The sequence below is a fragment of the Blastococcus sp. MG754426 genome, from assembly GCF_021699055.1.
In the GTDB taxonomy this organism is placed as follows: domain Bacteria; phylum Actinomycetota; class Actinomycetes; order Mycobacteriales; family Geodermatophilaceae; genus Blastococcus.
In genome coordinates this window covers 153,037-171,022 of the sequence record NZ_SSXC01000002.1, presented here as the reverse complement: position 1 = coordinate 171,022, position 17,986 = coordinate 153,037, and the positions used below count along the sequence as shown (strand labels likewise).

Annotated in this window: 15 protein-coding genes and 1 tRNA gene; 15 read left to right on the top strand and 1 reads right to left on the bottom strand. The window is 75.2% G+C overall.

Annotated features, from left to right (window positions below):
• Window positions 1–234 precede the first annotated feature (234 nt).
• The 5 genes from topA (at window position 235) to E9549_RS02275 (ending at window position 7,778) form a co-directional block, all read left to right on the top strand.
• Window positions 235–3,087, top strand: coding sequence for a type I DNA topoisomerase (gene topA / locus E9549_RS02295; RefSeq protein ID WP_236824953.1), 2,853 nt, complete (start codon window positions 235–237; stop codon window positions 3,085–3,087).
• Between the two features lie 5 nt (window positions 3,088–3,092).
• Entirely contained in the window at window positions 3,093–3,866 is a 774-nt protein-coding gene (locus E9549_RS02290) for a class I SAM-dependent methyltransferase (RefSeq protein ID WP_236824952.1), read from the top strand.
• A 312-nt stretch (window positions 3,867–4,178) separates the two neighbouring features.
• Window positions 4,179–6,422, top strand: coding sequence for a dTMP kinase (gene tmk / locus E9549_RS02285; protein WP_236824951.1), 2,244 nt, complete (start codon window positions 4,179–4,181; stop codon window positions 6,420–6,422).
• Window positions 6,419–7,603: a DNA polymerase III subunit delta' gene (locus tag E9549_RS02280; protein WP_236824950.1), complete on the top strand. Its 1,185-nt coding sequence runs from the start codon at window positions 6,419–6,421 to the stop codon at window positions 7,601–7,603. The genes tmk and E9549_RS02280 overlap by 4 nt, the downstream gene beginning before the upstream one ends.
• A 102-nt stretch (window positions 7,604–7,705) precedes the next feature.
• Window positions 7,706–7,778, top strand: a tRNA-Thr gene (locus E9549_RS02275).
• Window positions 7,779–7,937: 159 nt separating this feature from the next.
• Here the strand turns inward: E9549_RS02275 and E9549_RS02270 are convergent.
• On the bottom strand, window positions 7,938–8,432 hold the full coding sequence (locus tag E9549_RS02270) for an inorganic diphosphatase (RefSeq protein WP_236824949.1): 495 nt from the start codon (window positions 8,430–8,432) through the stop codon (window positions 7,938–7,940).
• Between the two features lie 56 nt (window positions 8,433–8,488).
• On the opposite strand from E9549_RS02270, the gene dacB reads away from it, so the two are divergent.
• The 10 genes from dacB to E9549_RS02220 all read left to right on the top strand — a co-directional run bounded on the left by dacB (window position 8,489) and on the right by E9549_RS02220 (window position 17,936).
• A complete protein-coding gene (gene dacB, locus E9549_RS02265; RefSeq protein WP_236824948.1) occupies window positions 8,489–9,913 on the top strand; it encodes a D-alanyl-D-alanine carboxypeptidase/D-alanyl-D-alanine-endopeptidase in 1,425 nt (474 codons plus the stop codon).
• A 70-nt stretch (window positions 9,914–9,983) separates the two neighbouring features.
• Window positions 9,984–11,069, top strand: coding sequence for a zinc-dependent metalloprotease (locus tag E9549_RS02260; protein ID WP_236824947.1), 1,086 nt, complete (start codon window positions 9,984–9,986; stop codon window positions 11,067–11,069).
• Window positions 11,070–11,074: 5 nt separating this feature from the next.
• Entirely contained in the window at window positions 11,075–12,103 is a 1,029-nt protein-coding gene (tilS, locus tag E9549_RS02255) for a tRNA lysidine(34) synthetase TilS (protein WP_236824946.1), read from the top strand.
• Window positions 12,100–12,684 carry a hypoxanthine phosphoribosyltransferase gene (hpt, locus tag E9549_RS02250; protein WP_374201390.1) on the top strand — a complete coding sequence of 195 codons (585 nt, stop codon included), beginning with the start codon at window positions 12,100–12,102 and terminating at the stop codon, window positions 12,682–12,684. The genes tilS and hpt overlap by 4 nt, the downstream gene beginning before the upstream one ends.
• Before the next feature lie 402 nt (window positions 12,685–13,086).
• Window positions 13,087–15,054, top strand: coding sequence for an ATP-dependent zinc metalloprotease FtsH (gene ftsH, locus E9549_RS02245; RefSeq protein ID WP_236824945.1), 1,968 nt, complete (start codon window positions 13,087–13,089; stop codon window positions 15,052–15,054).
• Window positions 15,055–15,067: 13 nt separating this feature from the next.
• Entirely contained in the window at window positions 15,068–15,685 is a 618-nt protein-coding gene (gene folE / locus E9549_RS02240; protein WP_236824944.1) for a GTP cyclohydrolase I FolE, read from the top strand.
• Between the two features lie 13 nt (window positions 15,686–15,698).
• The gene (gene folP, locus E9549_RS02235) at window positions 15,699–16,559 is read left to right on the top strand and encodes a dihydropteroate synthase (protein WP_236824943.1); all 861 of its coding nucleotides are present in this window, start codon (window positions 15,699–15,701) and stop codon (window positions 16,557–16,559) included.
• Window positions 16,546–16,914: a dihydroneopterin aldolase gene (gene folB, locus E9549_RS02230; protein WP_236824942.1), complete on the top strand. Its 369-nt coding sequence runs from the start codon at window positions 16,546–16,548 to the stop codon at window positions 16,912–16,914. Before folP ends, folB begins: the two co-directional genes overlap by 14 nt.
• Entirely contained in the window at window positions 16,911–17,417 is a 507-nt protein-coding gene (gene folK / locus E9549_RS02225; RefSeq protein WP_236824941.1) for a 2-amino-4-hydroxy-6-hydroxymethyldihydropteridine diphosphokinase, read from the top strand. The genes folB and folK overlap by 4 nt, the downstream gene beginning before the upstream one ends.
• A gap of 3 nt (window positions 17,418–17,420) precedes the next feature.
• Entirely contained in the window at window positions 17,421–17,936 is a 516-nt protein-coding gene (locus E9549_RS02220; protein ID WP_236824940.1) for a DUF3180 domain-containing protein, read from the top strand.
• The last annotated feature ends 50 nt before the right edge of the window (window positions 17,937–17,986 follow it).

Here is a 17,986-nt window from a genome sequence, read left to right as displayed (position 1 = left end):
CTTCCACCTGCGGGAACACCGCCGCACGATCCACGTTGGTCGGGGTGGCGGCACGCCCACGAGAAGGTTGCGCCCGGCGCACCGTCACCGGCGTGGCTTACCGTGGCCCGCCGAGGGGCGTTCCGCGGTGGCGCCCGCCCGGTCCCGGAACCCCGGAGCCGGTGCACCCCGGGCCGGCCGGCCTGGACCGGCGCACCGCACCCGCACCACCTCAGCACCACCGACAGGAGTCCCGTGCCCACGAAGACCACGCAGCCCGGCACCGAGAACGAGCCCACGACCGGCGGCGCCGCGAAGACGCCGGCCCGCCGGGGCTCGGCCGCGCCCGGCGGCCGGCCGCTGGTCATCGTCGAGTCGCCGACGAAGGCCAGCAAGATCGCCGGGTACCTCGGCAGCGGCTACGTCGTCGAGGCCAGCGTCGGGCACATCCGCGACCTGCCGCGCAACGCCGCCGACGTGCCGGCCGAGCACAAGGGCGCGGCCTGGGCCCGGCTCGGGGTCGACGTCGACAACTCCTTCGAGCCGCTCTACGTGGTCAGCCCCGACCGCAAGCAGCAGGTCACCCGGCTCAAGCAGCTGGTCAAGAACGCCAGCGAGATCTACCTCGCGACAGACGAGGACCGCGAGGGCGAGGCCATCGCCTGGCACCTGATCGACACCCTCAAGCCGCGGGTCCCCGTGCGCCGGATGGTCTTCCACGAGATCACCCCCGAGGCGATCGCCCGCGCCGTCGCCAACCCCCGCGACCTGGACACCCACCTGGTCGACGCCCAGGAGACCCGCCGCATCCTCGACCGGCTCTACGGCTACGAGGTCAGCCCGGTCCTCTGGAAGAAGGTGCTGCCCAAGCTGTCCGCCGGGCGCGTCCAGTCGGTCGCGACCCGCATCGTGGTCGAGCGCGAGCGCGAGCGGATGGCCTTCCACGCCGCCGACTACTGGTCGCTGGAGGGCACCTTCGCCGTCACCGGCGGGCGCGCCGGTGCCGACGCGGGTGAGCCGACCACCGTGCGGGCCAAGCTGGTCAGCGTCGACGACAGCCGGGTCGCCACCGGCCGGGACTTCGACCCCGCCACCGGCCGCGTCACCGGTGACGTGGTGCACCTCGACGAGGCCGGCGCCCGCGGCCTGGCCGCCCGGCTCGAGGGCCGGCAGGTGAGCGTCAGCCGGGTCGACGAGAAGCCCTACCGCCGTCGCCCGTACGCGCCGTTCACCACCTCGACGCTGCAGATGGAGGCCGGCCGCAAGCTCGGCTGGTCGTCGGCGCAGACCATGCGGGTGGCGCAGCGGCTGTACGAGAACGGCCACATCACCTACATGCGGACCGACTCGACGAACCTGTCGCAGGAGGCGATCGACGCCGCCCGGCAGCAGGCCCGCGAGCTCTACGGCGACGCCTACGTGCCGGCCGAGGCCCGCCGCTACGCGAAGAAGTCCAAGGGCGCCCAGGAGGCGCACGAGGCCATCCGCCCGGCCGGGGACAGCTTCCGCACGCCGGGCCAGCTCGCCGCGGGGCTGGCCCGCGACGAGTTCCGGCTCTACGAGCTGATCTGGCAGCGCACGGTCGCCTCCCAGATGGCCGACGCCGTCGGCCAGACCGTGAGCGTCCGGCTGGCCGGGCGCAGCGCGACCGACGAGGCGGTCGAGTTCACCGCCTCGGGGCGCACGATCACCTTCCCCGGCTTCCTCCGCGCCTACGTCGAGTCCCGCGACGAGGGCGCGCAGAAGGACGGCGAGGACGACCACGGCAGTGACGACGCCGAGCGCCGGCTGCCCCGCCTGGAGCGCGGCCAGCAGCTCGACACCGAGGCGCTGGACGCCAAGGGGCACACGACCCAGCCGCCGTCCCGGTACACCGAGCCGAGCCTCGTGGCGCGCCTCGAGGAGCTGGGCATCGGCCGGCCCTCCACCTTCGCCTCGATCATGCAGACGATCCAGGACCGCGGGTACGTGTGGAAGAAGGGCAACGCGCTGGTGCCCTCCTTCATCGCGTTCGCCGTGACCAACCTGCTCGAGCAGCACTTCGCGCAGCTGGTCGACTACGACTTCACCGCGTCGCTGGAGACCGAGCTCGACGAGATCGCCGGCGGCACCCTGGGCCGGGTGGACTGGCTGACCGAGTTCTACTTCGGCGGCGAGGGCCGGCACGCCGGCGCGATCGCCCAGTCCGGCGGCCTCAAGCAGGTCATCGGCCAGCGCCTGGAGGAGATCGACGCCCGCGGCGTCAACTCGATCCCGCTCCGCGCCACCGACCCCGAGGGCCGGCCGGTCGTCGTGCGGGTCGGTCGCTACGGCCCGTACCTGCAGGCCGGCGGCGAGGACGGCGCCCGGGTCAGCATCCCCGAGGACCTCGCGCCCGACGAGCTGACGACGGAGAAGGTCCGCGAGCTGCTCGAGGCGCCCTCGGGCGACCGCGAGCTCGGCACCGACCCGGAGTCCGGGCACCCGGTGGTCGTGAAGGCCGGCCGCTACGGCCCCTACGTCACCACCGTCGTCCCCGAGGGCAGCAAGGAGTCCCCGCGCACGGCGAGCCTGTTCTCCTCCATGTCCCCCGAGACGGTGACGATCGAGGACGCGCTCAAGCTGCTCACCCTGCCGCGCACCGTGGGCACCGCGCCCGACGGCGAGGAGATCCAGGCGCTCAACGGCCGCTACGGCCCGTACCTGAAGAAGGGCACCGACTCCCGCTCGCTGGACGGCGAGGAGAAGCTGTTCACCACCACGCTGGACGAGGCGCTGGCGATCTTCGCCCAGCCCAAGCAGCGCGGCCGGGCGGCGGCCAAGGCCCCGCTCAAGGAGCTCGGGCCCGACCCGGTCACCCAGGGCGTGGTCACCGTGCGGGAGGGGCGCTTCGGCCCGTACGTGACCGACGGCGAGACGAACGCCAGCCTGCGCAAGGGCGACGACGTCGAGTCGATCACCATCGAGCGCGCCGCCGAGCTGCTGGCCGACCGCCGCGCCCGCGGCCCGGCGACCAAGAAGAAGGCCGCCAAGAAGACCACCGCGAAGAAGACGGCGGCCAAGAAGACGACGGCGAAGAAGACCACCGCCAAGAAGGCGGCGTCCGCCGACGCGGTCACCGCCGGCTGAACCCCGTGACCACTCCCGACCGGTGCGCGCTGCAGGCCCGGGCGCGTTCGTTCGGGGGAGTCGCGGGGAGCTACGCGGCGTTGCGCCCGACCTACCCGGCGGACGCCGTGCAGTTCCTCCTCGGCCGTGGGGCCGCGCTGGACGTGCTCGACCTCGGGGCGGGCACCGGGCTGCTCACCGAGGTGGCGGCGGGCCTGGGGCACCGCGTCCGCGCGGTCGACCCGTCGCCGGAGATGCTCGCCGAGCTCGCCGCCCGCCTGCCCGCCGTCGTGACCGAGGTCGGCACCGCCGAGCAGCTCCCGGTCGAGGACGCGTCGGTCGACGCCGTCGTGGCGGGCCAGGCCGCGCACTGGTTCGACCCCGCGCCGGCCGCCCGCGAGCTCCGCCGGGTGCTGCGCCGCGGCGGGCTGGTCGGCCTGGTCTGGAACACCCGCGACGAGCGCGTGCCCTGGGTGGCCGCGCTCGGGGAGCGCATCGCCGACGAGGCCCGCGGGCACGAGGCGGACCGCGCCGTCGTCGAGCGCTTCGCCGCCGAGCTCGCCGCCGAGCTCGCGGCCGACGTCGAGGTCGCCGAGTCGGCGGTCGTGCAGCGGGTGAGCCCCGAGGACGTCGTCGCCGGGATCGCCACCCGCAGCTACGTCGCGGTCATGGACGGGGCCCGGCGCGCGGAGTTCCTCGCCGGGGTCCGGGAGCTGCTGGCCGACCACCCGGACACCCGGGGGCGGGCCGAGCTGGAGCTGCCCTACCGGACGCACGCCTACCGGCTCAGCCCGCGCTGAGGACGCCGACCGTCGGTGCGCGCCGATGCGCGGTCCGCGGCGTGAGCGCCGCGCATCCGCGCCCACCGCCGACCCAGGAGTGCCGGGTGGCCGGCGGGCGGACCGCGGGTGACGGATTGACCCGACCGGGCGGCGAGGGGCCGGAATCGTCCCGCCCGACCGGTACCGTTGCCCCGCTGGGGCCCGCTCCGCCCTGGCGCCCTCCGACCTTGGGAGCCCGCGATTCCGGCTGAGCCGACGCCCCCGGTACCCCCGTCCGACGGGGCTGTCGGTGCTGCCCCGGGCGACGGTCTGCCGCCCGCCGGCACACCGGTGCCCCCGTCGGCGGGTCCGCCGCTGACCGACGTGGGGGAGGAGGCCGCGCCCTCGGGTGCGGGCACCTCCGCCGCAGGCACCCCGGCCGAGGGCGCCCCCGGCGCGGACGGTCCCGGCGCGGTGGGTACGGCGGCGAAGATCCGCGCGGTCCTGCGGGTGCCCGACTTCCGCAAGCTGTGGCTGTCCACCTTGCTGTCCAGCTTCGGCGACTGGCTCGGGCTGCTCGCCATCACGGTGACCGCCACGATGACCTTCGACGACTACGCGGCGCAGAACTTCGCGCTCGCGGGCGTCCTGCTCTTCCGGCTGCTCCCGGCCATCGTGCTCGGGCCGGTGGCGGGGGCGTTCGCCGACCGGTTCGACCGCCGGAAGACGATGGTGGTCACCGACATCCTCCGGTTCGGCCTGTTCGCCTCGATCCCGATCGTCGACAACCTGATCTGGCTGTTCATCGCCCAGTTCGTCATCGAGGCCTTCAGCCTGTTCTGGATCCCGGCGAAGGACGCCGCCGTCCCCAACATGCTGCGCAAGGACCAGCTCGAGCCGGCCAACCAGCTGTCGCTGGTGACGACCTACGGGCTGACGCCGGTGCTCGCCGCCATCGTGTTCGCCCTGCTCACCAGCGTGGGGGGCGAGCTCAGCGGCGTGCTGCCGGGGGTGGACGAGGTGGACCTCGCCCTCTACCTGAACGCGCTCACCTTCCTGGTCGCGGCCTTCGTCATCTGGAACCTGCCGTCGATCAGCGGCCGCCGGGCGGAGGGGGCGGTCGTCGGCCAGCAGGAGAGCTTCCTCGGCTCGCTGGTCAAGGGCTTCTCCTTCGCCGGGCACACCCGCCTGATCCGGGGCCTGGTCGTGGGCATCACCGGGGCCTTCGTCGCGGCGGGCGCGATCATCGCCACCGGGCAGGCCTACGTCAACGTGCTCGGGGGCGGCGAGGCGGCGTACGGCCTGCTGTTCGGCGCCGTCTTCGTGGGCCTGGGGCTGGGCATCGGCATCGGCCCCAGCGTGGCCCGCGACCTCGCCCGCGAGCGCATCTTCGGGCTGGCGATCGTCGGCGCCGGGGTGGTGGTGGTGCTGCTGTCCTGGTCCATCGCGCTGTGGATATCGCTGCTGCTCGTGGTCGTCATGGGCTTCTTCGCCGGCATGGCGTTCCTGGCCGGCATCACCCTGATCGGCACCGAGGTCGAGGACTCGATCCGGGGCCGCACCTTCGCGATCGTGCAGTCCCTGGTCCGCGCCGCGCTGATCGTCTCCCTGGCCCTCGTGCCGATCGGGGTGGGCCTGATCGGGCGGCAGGAACTGGACCTCGGCGCCGTCGCGCTGCCGCTCTCCGGCGAGCGCATCATGCTGTTCGCCGCCGGTCTGCTCGCCGTCGGCGTCGGGCTGGTCGCCTACCGCCAGATGGACGACCGCCGCCCCATCCCGCTGTGGGCCGACGTCGTCACCGCGCTGCGCCGCGACACCACCGCCCGCCGCCGGCTGGCCGGCGGCGGCGTGCTCATCGCCTTCGAGGGCGGCGAGGGGGCCGGCAAGTCCACCCAGGTGCGCCGGCTGCAGGAGTGGCTCGCCGACGAGGGGCTGACCGCCCGGGCCTCCTTCGAGCCCGGCGCCACCCCGCCGGGGGCCGGCATCCGCTCGATCGTGCTCGACCGGGCCCAGGTGGGCATCGCCCCGCGGGCCGAGGCGCTGCTCTACGCGGCCGACCGCGCCCAGCACGTGCACGAGGTGCTGCGCCCCGCGCTCGACGCCGGCGAGGTCGTGATCACCGACCGGTTCATCGACAGCTCGCTGGCCTACCAGGGCGCCGGGCGCACCATCCCGCTGGACGACGTGCGCATGCTCTCCCGCTGGGCCGCTCAGGGGCTGCGGCCCGACCTGACGGTCCTGCTCGACCTGCCGCCCGAGGTGGGCCTCGCCCGGGCCCGTGGCCGCGCCGCCGCCGACCGGCTGGAGTCGGAGTCGCTGGATTTCCACCAGCGCGTGCGGCGGACCTTCCAGGAGCTCGCCGAGGCCGAGCCCGACCGCTACCTGGTGCTCGACGCCCGGCGGTCGCCCGACGAGCTCGCCGCGGCCATCCGGGTGCGGGTCGCCGAGCTGCTCTCCGGGCTGCCGCTGCAGACCCCCGCCCCGCCGCCCGCGCAGCCGCACGCCGTCCGGGAGCCGCGGCACGACGGCGGGAGCGGTGCCCACGCGCACCACCCGCACGCCCAGACCGGCGCCACGCCGCAGCTGCACCCGTGACCGCCCCGGTGGTGGCGCCCGAGGAGGGCGTCTGGACGCAGGTGATCGGGCAGCCGGCCGTGGTCGCCGAGCTGCGGGCGGCGATCGCCGATCCCACGGCGATGACCCACGCCTGGCTGTTCACCGGGCCGCCGGGCTCCGGGCGGTCCGTGGCCGCGCGGGCCTTCGCCGCGGCGCTCCAGTGCCCCGACGGCGGGGACGGCACCTGCCACGCCTGCCGCACCGTGCTGGCCGGGACGCACGCCGACGTCCAGCGGATCGTCCCCGAGGGGCTCTCCATCGGCGTCGCCGAGGTGCGCGAGCTGGTGCGCATCGCCGGCCGGGCGCCTTCGCAGGGGCGCTGGCAGGTGGTGGTCGTCGAGGACGCCGACCGGATGACCGAGCAGGCCTCCAACACCGTGCTGAAGATGCTCGAGGAGCCGCCGCCGCGCACGGTCTTCCTGCTGTGCGCGCCCAGCCTGCACCCCGAGGACGTGCCGGTCACCATCCGGTCCCGGTGCCGGGTCGTGGGACTGCGCACTCCGCCGGTCGACGCCGTCGCCGACGTGCTGGTGCGCCGTGACGGGATCGACCCCGCACTGGCGTCCTGGTCGGCCGCCGCCTCCGGCGGGCACGTGGGCCGGGCCCGGCGGCTGGCGCGGGACGAGACGGCCCGGCTGGCCCGCAAGGCGGTGCTCGACGTGCCGCTGCGGCTGGTCTCGCTCGCCGCCTGCCTGGACGCCGCCGACGACCTCGTGGGCGCGGCGAAGGAGGAGGCCGACGAGGCCTCCGCCGCCCTGGACGGCGCCGAGACCGAGGCGGTCAAGGCGAGCCTCGGGGTCGGCGCGCGCGGGCCGGGTGTCGCCGCCGCCAGCCGTGGCGCCGGCCAGCTCAAGGAGCTGGAGAAGCGGCAGAAGTCGCGGGCGACCCGCCTCGGGCGCGACTCCCTGGACCGCGCCCTGGTCGACCTCGCGGGGCTCTACCGCGACGCGCTGGTCCTCGACGCCGCGCCCGGGACCGACCTGCAGCTGAACCACCCCGACCGCCGCGCCGACGCCGAGGAGCTGGCCCGCCGGATCGGGGCGGAAGGGGCGCTGCGCCGCATCGACGCCGTCCTCGCCTGCCGCACGGCGCTGGAGCAGAACGTGAAGCCGCAGGTCGCCCTCGAGGCGCTCACCGTCGCGCTGCGCCTGCCGTCCTGAGCCACCGCACCCGCCGGCCGTGGCGCCCGCGCCGGGCGCTCCGGGAGGGCCACCCCTGCGCCGTCCCGGCGGGGACCGTGTCGTAGGCTGTGCGGGCAGTTCGCCGCCTTAGCTCAGTCGGTAGAGCATCTCACTCGTAATGAGAAGGTCGTCGGTTCGATTCCGACAGGCGGCTCGCACAGCACGGGCCCGTCCACCTGGACGGGCCCGTCGTCGTCCCGGGCCGGGCACGCTGCGCGGTCCCGGTCGCGGGTACGGCTGATGGCGGCACGTCCCCCGGGGGATGTGCCGCCATCGGTGCGTCCGGCGCCCGGTTCTGAGCCCGGGCGGGGGTTCAGTGGTGCGCGGAACCGTTCTTGGCGCGCTCGATCGAGGCCCGGATCTCGTCCTCGGCGGCCTCGCGGCCGACCCACTCGGCACCCTCGACCGACTTGCCCGGCTCGAGGTCCTTGTAGGTCTCAAAGAAGTGCTGGATCTCGAGGCGGTCGAACTCCGACACGTCCTCGATCTCCTTGAGGTGCGCCACCCGCGGGTCCGTCGCCGGCACGCAGAGGACCTTGTCGTCCCCTCCGGCCTCGTCGGTCATGCGGAACATGCCGATGGCCCGGCACGTCACCAGGCACCCGGGGAACGTCGGCTCCTCGAGGATCACCAGGGCGTCCAGCGGGTCGCCGTCCTGCCCCAGGGTGTTCTCGATGTAGCCGTAGTCCGCCGGGTAGCGGGTGGAGGTGAACAGCATCCGGTCCAAGCGGATGCGTCCGGTCTCATGGTCCAGCTCGTACTTGTTCCGCTGGCCCTTCGGGATTTCTACCGTCACGTCGAACTGCACGCACGTAGTGTGGCCCACGGGGGGCTGCGCGGTCGGCGCAGGCCCCCTTCTGGGGGGTGGGCACCATCTCGTCGAGCGGCTCGACGATCGTCACGGCCAACTACGGCCGCTTCCGGCGGCGGATGATCACCGGCATCGCCCTGCTCGTCACGCTGCTCGTCGGCGGTGGCATCGGGCTGGGTGTCTTCCTGGGGACCGACGCCGGTGCCGGGGACGACGCCGTCGCCGTCCCGGACGCCGTGCTGCCCGACCTCGGCGACGCCGAGCCCGTCCTGGCCGCGCTCTCCGCCGATGCGCCGGTGCCCGACCCGGCCGCCCTCGAGGCCGCGCTCACCCCGCTGGTCACCGGCCCGCCGCTCGGGCCGGGCACGACGGCGCAGGTCGTCGACGTCGCCACCGGTGAGGTCCTGTACGACCGGGACGCCGGCGCTCCGCTGACGCCCGCCTCCACCGCCAAGCTGCTCACCGCCACCGCCGCGCTCACCACCCTGGACCCCGCCGCGACGTTCGAGACCCGGGTGGTCGCCGGCTCCGCGCCCGGCGAGGTGGTGCTCGTGGGCGGTGGGGACCCGACCCTGTCGCGCACCGAGCCGTCGCAGAGCTACCCCGGCGCCCCGACGATGGCCGACCTCGCCACCCAGGTCGTGGCCGCGCTCCCGGCCGGCACCGCCGTCACCCGCGTCGTCGTCGACAGCTCGCTGTTCAGCGGGCCGCTGACCGCCAGTGGCTGGGGCCCGGGCGATGCACCCTCCAGCTACGCCGCACCGATCACCGCCACCGCCGTCGACGGCGCGCGAGTCAGCCCCGGGGCGCTCGCGCGCAGCGGCCAGCCCGGCCTGGACGCCGGCGCCGCCCTGGCCGACGCCCTCGGCGCGCCCGGTGCCGCGGTGGTGCTCGGCCAGGCCCCGGCCGGCGCCCGCACCCTCGGCACCGTGGAGTCCGCGCCGGTCGCCCGTCTGGTCGAGCAGGCGCTGTCGCAGTCGGACAACGTGCTCGCCGAGGTGCTGGCCCGGCACGTCGCGCTCGCGCGGGACGAGGCGGCCACCTTCGACGGGGCGGCGCAGGCCGTCGTCGAGGCGCTGGACGAGCTGGGCCTCGACGTCACCGGCATCACCCTGGCCGACGGCAGCGGGCTGTCGCGGGAGAACGTGGTGACCGCCGAACTGCTCACCGCGGTGGTGGGCGGCGCCGCCGACGGCAGCCTCGGCGAGGCCGCCGGGCTGCTGCCCGGCCTGCCGGTGGCCGGCTACGACGGCACGCTCGCCGACCGCGGCGACGACGACCCGGCGACCGCCCCGGGCACGGTGCGCGCCAAGACCGGCACGCTCCTGGGCGTCAACGCGCTGGCCGGCACCGTGGTCACCGCGGACGGCCGGCTGCTGGCCTTCGCCGTGGTGGCCGACGAGGCGACCGGCAGCGAACTGGCGGCCGAGGCCGCGCTCGACGAGTTCGCCGCCACCCTCGCCGCCTGCGGCTGTTAGGGGACCACCCGTCCCCCCACGCCTCGCTCGCTCGGCGCGGGCCCCTGGAGGATGGCCGTACGGTGGAGCGATGAGCAGCGCCTCCTCGATGGTCGACTGGGACCTGGCCGGACGCACGGCCCGCCGGCTGGTCAGCGGCGGCCCGAGCACCACCCGGGAGGAGGCCGCCGCGGTCGTCGCCGAGCTGCACCGCGCCGCCGCCACCGCCGTCGCGCACGTCGAGGAGCTCACCGGGCTGCGGCCGGTCCCCGGGGGCCCGGTCCCCGAGGTCGCCGTGGTCGACCGGCCGGGCTGGGCCGACGCCAACGCCCGCGGCATGGCGACCCTGCTCGACCCGCTGGTCGAGAAGCTCGCCCAGCGCACGGGCCACCGCCCCGGCGCTCTCGCCACCGCCATCGGCTCACGGGCCACCGGTGTCCAGGCCGGCGGACTGCTGGCCTTCCTCGCGTCGCGGGTGCTGGGCCAGTACGAGATCTTCGGCACCGGTGGCCGGCTGCTGCTGGTGGCGCCGAACATCGTCGCCACCGAGCGGAAGCTGGGCGTCGACCCCTCGGACTTCCGCCTCTGGGTCTGCCTGCACGAGGTCACCCACCAGCTCCAGTTCACCGGCGTCCCGTGGCTGGGCGACTACCTCGAGGAGCAGGTCGCGGAGTTCGTCGCCGCCACCGACCTGGCCCCGGACGTGCTGCGCGAGCGGCTCCAGGACCTGCTGCGCAGCCTCGCCGACGCGGTGCGGGGCGGCGGGGACGGCGCCCCCGAGGGGCTGATGGCGCTGGTCCGCGACCCCCGGCAGCGGGAGGTCCTGGACCGGGTGACCGCGGTGATGAGCCTCGTCGAGGGGCACGCCGAGTACGTCATGGACGGCGTCGGCCCGGACGTCGTGCCCTCGGTGCGCACCCTGCGCAAGCGGTTCGCCCAGCGCCGCAAGGGCCGCGGGCCGCTGGACCGGGTGCTGCGCCGGCTGCTGGGCCTCGAGCAGAAGATGAAGCAGTACGCCGACGGGCGGCACTTCGTCGGCGGCGTCGTCGAGCTCGCCGGCATGGAGGGGTTCAACCGGGTCTGGGAGGGCCCGGCGAACCTGCCGCTCATCGAGGAGCTCACCGCGCCGCACCTGTGGGTCGAGCGGGTGCTCGGGCGCCCCGCCCTGCCCGCCTGAGCCCGGTGGCCGGACCTCCCCGCGCGGTCGCGGAGGTGCGGCGCGCGGTCCGCGACGGGCTGCGCGGCGACGACCGGCCGGTGCTCGCCGCGTGCAGCGGGGGAGCGGACTCGGTGGCGCTGGCCGCCGCGCTCGCCTTCGAGGCCCGCGCCGCGGGAGCCCGCGTCGGTGCGGTCACCGTCGACCACGGCCTGCAGGCCGGCTCGGCGGCGCGCGCGGAGAGCACCGCCGCGCTGCTGCGCGGGCTGGGCCTGGCCCCCGTGCTCGTGCTGACCGTCCGGGTGGGCGACGACGGCGGCCCGGAGGGGGCCGCCCGCACCGCCCGCCACGCCGTGCTGGCGACCGCGGCGCGCGAGCACGGCGCCCGCATCGCGCTGGGCCACACCCTCGACGACCAGGCCGAGACCGTCCTCCTCGGGCTCGGCCGCGGCTCGGGCCCCCGGTCGGTCGCCGGGATGGTGCCCGAGCGGGCCGCCGACGGCGTCGCCTGGTGGCGGCCGCTCCTCGGCATCCGCCGCGCCACCACCCGGCAGGCGTGCGCGGACCAGGGCCTGCCGGTGTGGGACGACCCGTGGAACGCCGACCCCGCCTACACGCGGGTGCGGTTGCGCACGCAGGCCCTGCCGCTGCTGGAGGAGGTGCTCGGCGGCGGGGTGGCGCCCGCGCTGGCCCGCACCGCGGAACTGCTCCGGGAGGACCTCGACGCCCTCGACGCCCTGGCGGCCGCGGAGCTCGCCCGGCTGGCGGCCGGGTGCGGCGACGGCGGGCTGCCCGCGAAGCCGCTGGCGGCGCTGCCGGCCGCCCTGCGCCGGCGGGTGCTCCGCGGCTGGTTGAGCGGCTCCGGCGTCCCCGACCTGCAGGCGGTGCACCTGCGTGCCGTGGAGAGCCTGGTCACCGGCTGGCGCGGCCAGGGCACCGTCCACCTACCCGGCGGCGCAGGTGTCGTCCGGGCGTCTGGCACCCTGGTGCTGCTGCCGCCGGGGGACCGGCGCGGCACCCCCGGACCCGCACCCCACGAGGAGCTCACTCCGTGACGGAGCCTGCCAGCACGCCCGGCGCACTCGGTCCCGACCACGGCTACGGCCCGGACATCGACCACGTCCTGCTCAGCGAGGAGCAGATCCGCGAGAAGATCGCCGAGCTGGCCGCGACCATCGCCGCCGACTACGCGGGCCGGGAGGTTCTCCTCGTCGGCGTGCTCAAGGGCGCGGTGCTCTTCATGAGCGACTTCGCCCGCGCCCTCCAGCTGCCCACCCAGATGGAGTTCATGGCGGTCTCGTCCTACGGGTCCTCCACCAGCTCCTCGGGTGTCGTGCGCATCCTCAAGGACCTCGACCGCGACATCACCGGCAAGCACGTGCTCGTGCTCGAGGACATCATCGACTCCGGGCTGACGCTCTCCTGGCTGCTGAAGAACCTGGGCAGCCGGTCACCGGCGTCGCTGGAGGTCTGCGCGCTGCTGCGCAAGCCCGACGCGGTCAAGGTCGAGGTGCCGGTCCGGTACGTCGGCTTCGACATCCCCAACGAGTTCGTCGTCGGCTACGGCCTGGACTACGCCGAGCGCTACCGCGACCTGCCCTACATCGGCACGCTCAAGCCCGAGGTGTACGCGTGAGATCGCGGTCCTCCGGACCGCACCGCGGCCAGGTGCCGTCCCCCTGCTGAGCTGAGCCCTCCCGTCGCACCGGGTGAGGACCCTCCGGGCCCGTCACCCGGCGCGACCCTCGCGGGGCGGCTCGCCTCGGGGTGCCGCGGCCGGGTTGCCGTGCCCGGCTCTCGTCCGGCGCGTCCTCGGCGCCCCTCGGGGCAGCCTCCGGCCGCCCGCTCGGGGCGCCGACGGCATCGCTCGGGCGGGTGCGTCGCCAGCTCGCGCGCAGGAGATCCACAGGTGCACCGGTGTACCGTCGATCCCGACGACGCTGCACCCGAGCGCCGGGGTCCGTACCCGGGCCGTTCGAGGCGTCCCCGGGACGATCAGGAGGGTCGACGGGCGCCCCACGGCGCCCGGCATCGGTGTATGGAACGCAAGAAGATCTTCCGCTCCGTGTGGTTCTGGGTCGTCCTGGTCATCCTGCTGGCCCTGACGGTCTCGTCGCTGTTCAGCGGTGAGGGCAGCCGCCAGGAGATCACCACCTCGACGGCCCTCGAGCAGATCGAGAGCGGCAACGTCGAGTCGGCGACGCTGAACACCCGGGAGCAGACGCTCGAGCTCGACCTGGCCGACGAGGTCGAGGGCAGCACCGAGGTCGTCACGTCCTACCCCGTGGCGGTCGAGGGCGACATCGTCGACCTCCTGCGCGCGCAGGACGGCGAGGACTTCGACACCAACGTCACGCAGGACAGCCTCCTGACCAGCCTGCTGATCAGCTTCCTGCCGTTCCTCATCCTGCTCCTGCTGCTGTTCTGGCTGTTCAACTCGATGCAGGGCGGTGGCCGCGGCGTCATGGCCTTCGGCAAGTCCAAGGCCAAGCAGATCACCAAGGACATGCCGAAGACGACGTTCGCCGACGTCGCCGGTGCCGACGAGGCGATCGAGGAACTGCACGAGATCAAGGAGTTCCTCGCCAACCCGGTGAAGTTCCAGGCCGTCGGCGCGAAGATCCCCAAGGGTGTGCTGCTGTTCGGCCCGCCCGGCACCGGCAAGACCCTGCTCGCCCGCGCCGTGGCCGGTGAGGCCGGCGTGCCGTTCTTCTCCATCTCCGGGTCGGACTTCGTCGAGATGTTCGTCGGCGTCGGTGCCAGCCGGGTCCGCGACCTGTTCACCCAGGCCAAGGAGAACTCCCCGGCGATCATCTTCGTCGACGAGATCGACGCCGTCGGGCGCCAGCGCGGCGCCGGCATGGGCGGCGGCCACGACGAGCGCGAGCAGACGCTGAACCAGATGCTCGTCGAGATGGACGGCTTCGACGTCAAGGGCGGCGTCATCCTGATCGCCGCCACGAACCGGCCCGACGTCCTCGACCCGGCGCTGCTGCGCCCGGGGCGCTTCGACCGGCAGATCGCCGTCGACCGCCCCGACCTCGAGGGCCGCAAGAAGATCCTCGAGGTGCACGCGAAGGGCAAGCCGCTCGCGCCCGACGTCGACCTGGAGACCGTCGCCCGCCGCACGCCCGGCTTCACCGGCGCGGACCTCGCCAACGTGCTCAACGAGGGTGCGCTGCTGACCGCCCGCAACAACGGCTCGCTGATCACCGACGCCACTCTCGAGGAGGCGATCGACCGCGTCATCGCCGGCCCCGAGCGCAAGACGCGGGCGATGAGCGAGAAGGAGAAGAAGGTCACCGCCTACCACGAGGGCGGGCACGCCCTGGTGGCGCACGCACTGCCCAACCTGGACCCGGTGCACAAGGTGACGATCCTGCCGCGCGGCCGCTCGCTGGGGCACACCCTCGTGCTGCCGACCGAGGACAAGTACACCCAGACCCGTTCGGAGATGATCGACACCCTCGCCTACGCCCTCGGCGGGCGCGCGGCCGAGGAACTGGTCTTCCACGAGCCGACCACCGGCGCCGGCAACGACATCGAGAAGGCCACCGCCATGGCCCGCGCGATGGTCACGCAGTACGGCATGAGCGCCAAGCTCGGCGCGGTGAAGTACGGCAGCAACGCGTCCGAGCCGTTCCTCGGCCGGGACATGGGGTCCCGCCCCGACTACTCCGAGGCCGTCGCCGCCGACATCGACGCGGAGGTCCGCGCGCTGATCGAGGCCGCCCACGACGAGGCGTGGGAGATCCTGGTCGAGTACCGCGAGGTGCTGGACCAGCTGGTGCTGGAGCTGATCGAGAAGGAGACGCTGTCCAAGGACGACATGGCCCGCATCTGCGCGCCGGTCGCCAAGCGCCCCGCCCTCGCGCCGTACAACGGCTTCGGCAAGCGCACCCCGTCGGACCAGCCCCCGGTGCTCACGCCGGCGGAGCGTGCGGGCCAGAACGGGTCGGGGCACCCGGCCCCCGTCGGGGACGTCGGGGCCCCGGTCCAGCGGTGAGCCGGGCCCACCGATGAGCGAGATCCCGGCCGAGCCGGAGGACCAGCTGCTGACCCCGGCCCCCGGGGTCGACCAGGAGCGGGCCGCGGCGGCGATCCGCGAGCTGCTGCTCGCGGTCGGGGAGGACCCCGACCGCCCGGGGTTGCAGGACACCCCGGCCCGCGTCGCCAGGGCCTACGCGGAGACCTTCGCCGGTCTCTGGCAGGACCCGTTCGACATCCTCGCGACGACCTTCGACGAGGACCACGACGAGCTGGTGCTGGTCAAGGACATCCCGATGTACTCGACCTGCGAGCACCACCTGGTGCCCTTCCACGGCGTCGCGCACGTCGCCTACATCCCCGGGGAGGACGGGCGCGTCACCGGCCTGTCCAAGCTGGCCCGGCTGGTGGAGGTCTACGCCCGGCGCCCCCAGGTGCAGGAGCGGATGACCCGGCAGATCGCCGACGCGCTCAACGACGCCCTCAAGCCGCGCGGCGTGCTGGTCGTCATCCGCGCCGAGCACCTGTGCATGGCCATGCGCGGGATCCGCAAGCCCGGCTCCTCCACGGTCACCTCCGCGGTCCGCGGCATCTTCCGCGACAACGCGGCGACCCGCAACGAGGCGATGGGCCTCGTCCTCGGCCGGTGAGCGGGGTGCACCGGTGACGCCGGCGGCGCTGCCGCGACCGGGGCGCTGCCTGGTGATGGGCGTCCTCAACGTCACGCCGGACTCCTTCTCCGACGGCGGCTGCTTCGCCGACCCGGCGGACGCCATCGCGCACGGGATGGCGATGCACGCCGCGGGCGCGGACTACGTCGACGTCGGCGGGGAGTCCACCCGGCCGGGCGCCGACCGGGTCGACGCCGACGAGGAGTGCCGCCGCGTGCTCCCGGTGATCCGCGAGCTCTCCGCCGCGGGGGTGCGCACCAGCGTCGACACCACCCGCGCCGAGGTGGCCGAGGCGGCGCTGCGCGCGGGCGCGGTGCTGGTCAACGACGTCAGCGGCGGGCTCGCGGACAAGAACATGGCCGACCTGGTCGCCGAGTCGGGCGTGCCGTGGGTGCTCATGCACTGGCGCGGGCACAGCCGCGAGATGTACGCGGCGGCGCAGTACGGCGACGTCGTCACGGAGGTGTGCGCCGAGCTGACCGCCCGGGTGGAGGACGTCGTGGCCGCCGGCGTGGCACCCGCGCAGCTGGTGCTCGACCCCGGGCTCGGCTTCGCCAAGCGTGCCGAGCACAACTGGGCGCTGCTGGCCGGGCTGGACCGCCTCGTCGCCGTCGGCCTGCCCGTGCTCGTCGGCGCCTCCCGCAAGACCTTCCTCGGCAAGCTGCTCGCCGGGCCCGACGGGCAGCCCCGCCCGGCCGAGGAGCGCGACGCCGCCACCCTGGCCACCACGGTGCTCGCCGCGGAGGCCGGCGCGTGGGGCGTGCGCGTCCACGACGCCGGTGCCTCGGTGGACGCCGTCCGCACGGTGGCCGCCGTCCGCGCGGCGAGAGGAGCCGGCCGTGGCCACCCCTGACCGCATCGCCGTCCGCGGCATCCGCGCCCACGCCCACCACGGGGTCTACGACTTCGAGCGCGAGCGGGGCCAGGTGTTCCGCGTCGACGCCGTCCTCGAGCTCGACACCTCCGCGGCCGCGGCGACCGACGACCTGGCCCGCACGGTCAACTACGCCGACCTGGCGCAGCGGCTGCACCGCGTGCTGGCGGGGGAGCCGGTCAGCCTGCTGGAGACCCTCGCGCAGCGGCTGGCCGACGTCTGCCTCGCCGACGAGCTGGTGGACGCGGTGGAGATCACCGTCCACAAGCCCGAGGCGGAGCTCGGGGTGCCGTTCGACGACGTCGTCGTCACCATCCGGCGCGACCGCCGATGACCCGGGCCGTCCTCTCCCTGGGCGCCAACCTCGGCGACCGTGCGCTGGCCCTGCGCAGCGCGCTCACCGCGCTCAAGGACGACGGCGTGCTGGTCGCGCGCTCCACGCTGTACGAGACCCCGCCGTGGGGGCCGGTCGAGCAGCCGCCGTACCTGAACGCGGTCGCCGTCGTCCGCGGCGACCGCGACGCCACCGGCTGGCTGGCGCGGGCGCACGAGCTGGAGGCGGCCGCCGGCCGCACCCGCGAGGTCCGCTGGGGCGCCCGCACCCTCGACGTCGACGTGGTCGCGGTGACGGGGGACGACGGCGCGCCGGTCCTCTCCGACGACCCCGCGCTGACCCTGCCGCACCCCCGGGCGCACGAGCGGGCGTTCGTGCTGGTCCCGTGGGCGACGCTGGACCCGACCGCGGTGCTGCCCGGCCGCGGCCGGGTGACCGACCTGGTGGCCGCGCTCGACCCCGCCGAGGTGGCGGCGGTCGTGCGCTGGGACCACCTCCACTAGGCCGTGGCCCCCGTCCGCCGCCGCGACCTCGCCGTCCTCGCGCTCGGGTTCGCGCTCGCCGCGTGGGTGCTGGTGCGGGCCTGGTACGGGGACCTGCCGCCGCTGCGCTGGTGGCTGCCGGCGCCGCTCGCCGTCCTGGCGCTGGCCGAGGCGCTGGGTGCGCGGGTCCTGCGCAGCCGGTTGCACGCGCTGCGCGAGGCGCGGGCGGGGCGCGGCCCCACCGGGCGGGACGCCGCGGGCGTCCGCCCGGTCGAGCCGATGCTGGTCGCCCGGCTCGCGGTGCTGGCCCAGGCCAGCGCGTACGTGGGCGCGGTCTTCGCCGGCGTCTGGCTCGGCGTGCTCGCCTACGCGGGCCCCGCTGTCGGCCGGCTGCAGGCCGCCGGGAGCGACACGGTGACCGCGGTGCTGGGCCTGCTGGCCGCCCTCGCCCTGGTCGCCGCGGCGCTGCTGCTGGAGTCCGCCTGCCGCGTCCCGCCCGGCTCGGCCGACGACGACCCGTCGCCCGGGGTGGCCGCGTAGCCGGGCCGCCGCGCAAGAACGGTCAAGCACGCGCACCGGCCGAACCGCCA